The 1843-nt window shown below is 70.9% G+C and carries 3 protein-coding genes; all 3 read right to left on the bottom strand.

Annotated elements, in window-relative coordinates; genetic code table 11:
* Positions 1–590, bottom strand: a 590-nt coding sequence (locus tag EAW56_RS11950) for a thiazole synthase (RefSeq protein ID WP_122086770.1), incomplete at its 3' end; no start/stop codon positions are given.
* Between the two features lie 2 nt (positions 591–592).
* Complete coding sequence (gene thiS / locus EAW56_RS11955; RefSeq protein WP_122086773.1) at positions 593–790, bottom strand: sulfur carrier protein ThiS; 198 nt, start codon at positions 788–790, stop codon at positions 593–595.
* Positions 791–799: 9 nt separating this feature from the next.
* A partial coding sequence (thiO, locus tag EAW56_RS11960; protein ID WP_122086775.1) for a glycine oxidase ThiO occupies positions 800–1843 on the bottom strand: 1044 nt, incomplete at its 5' end.

The following is a 1843-nucleotide window of genomic DNA, read 5'->3' on the forward strand; positions in this document are numbered from 1 at the left end:
TCCATGGCAAGGGCGGCGTCGGAGGCGGTGCCCACGCCGGCGTCGAGAAGCACTGGCACCTCGGCGCGCGAGCAGATCAGCTCGATGTTATGCGGGTTGAGGATGCCGAGCCCGGTACCGATCGGGGAACCCAGCGGCATGACCGCGTGGACGCCGACCTGCTCGAGGCGCGCCGCCACCACCGGGTCGTCGGAGGTGTAGGCGAGGACGGTGAAGCCGTCGGCGACGAGGAGTTCGCAGGCGTCGACGAGCTCGACCACATCCGGCAGGAGCGTGTGATCGTCGGCGATGACCTCCACCTTCACCCAGTTCGTGCCGAGCGCCTCGCGCGCCAGCTGCGCGGTGAGCACCGCGTCGCGCGCCGTGCGGCAGCCCGCGGTGTTGGGCAGCGGGTCGATCTTTAAGCGTGTGAGCAGGTCGAAGACGCTCTCGCCGCCGCCGTCCGCGCGCGCCGCGTGCCGACGCATCGCCACCGTCGTCAACTGCGTCCCACTAGCAACGAGCGCGTCTTCTAGCAGCTGCTGGCTCGTCGCCCCGCCCGTGCCCATAATCAGGTGCGAGTCGAATGTCTTCTCCGCGATCTGCAGCACGGTTAGCCTCCTTGGACGGCGGTGAGGATGTCGGCCACGTCGGCGTCGTTAAGCATGAGGTCCCACTGGCTCGCGGGCACTACCTTGCCGTTGACGGCCACGGCGACACCCTCGGTACGGCCCACCACCTCGTCGACGAGCTGCGCGACGGTGGGCGCGGCGTCGAAGGTGCGGGGTTGATCGTTGACAGTAATGCGCATGATGCTCCTTTACTTGTGGCGGGCGGGGTCGCACGCGGCGATGTCCACCGCCGTGGTGCGCCGAAGCCCAAGGTCAGCGCCGACGCGCGCGCCGAGCGCCGCCAGCAGGATGCCGTGCCGGAAATAGCCGGTGGACACGACGAGGTTCTCGCCGCCAAGCCCCAGGTACGGCAGGTCGTCGGGCGTGCCGGGGCGGTTGCCCACGAGCGCCTCGATGAGTTCGCAGTCCTCGAGCCCCGGCACGATGCGGATGGCGTCGCGCAGCAGCGTGTACACCCCGTCGACGGCTGGTCGCTCGCGCGCGTCCTCGCGACTGGTCGCGCCCACGGCGATCGTGCCGTCGGTGCGCGGAATGATGTAGACCGGCCGATCCTCCACAAACGCGCGGATCACGCGGCCCACCGGCGCGTTGGCGGCCCCGAGCCGCAGCATGTCGCCGCGCACCGGCCGCAGGTTCAGCGGCAAGCCGAGTGCGCGCGCCCCAAGCCCGTTGCACACATAGGTCGTCGCGCCGAGCACTTTTCGCTTCTCGACGCCCACCTCAACCCCCACACACGCCGCCCCCTCCCACAGCAGCGCGCCCGCCTTCTCGCGGACCAGCGTGACGCCGTTGTGGTCCAGCACGCGCAGCAGGGCGGCGGCGAACATCCGCGGGTTGACCTGGTGGTCGCCGGGGATCTCCACCACGCCCGCGAGCTGCGGACTCAAGCCCGGCTCCTGGGTGCGGGCCTGGCGCAGCGTCAGCCTGTCGACGTCCATCCCGTGAGCGTGTTGGTGCTCGGTGAGCTCGCGCAGATGCGTGGCGTCGGCGCGGTCGGCGGCGACGACGAAGGTGGACTCGGTGCGGTACCCCACGTCGGTGCCGGGTGCGGCGGCTACGAGGTCCGCGACCAGCGACGGGTACAACTCCGCCGACTGCAGCATGAGCGGGTAGAGCGGCTCCTGGCGGTACTGCACCTCCGCGGCCGGGGCAAGCATGCCGCCAGCAACGTTGGTCGCCCCGCTGGCAGGCGCCGGGTCCACGAGCGCGATGCGCTGCGGGTCCACGCCGCG

It is taken from the genome of Corynebacterium gottingense, from assembly GCF_003693265.1.
Taxonomy (GTDB): domain Bacteria; phylum Actinomycetota; class Actinomycetes; order Mycobacteriales; family Mycobacteriaceae; genus Corynebacterium; species Corynebacterium gottingense.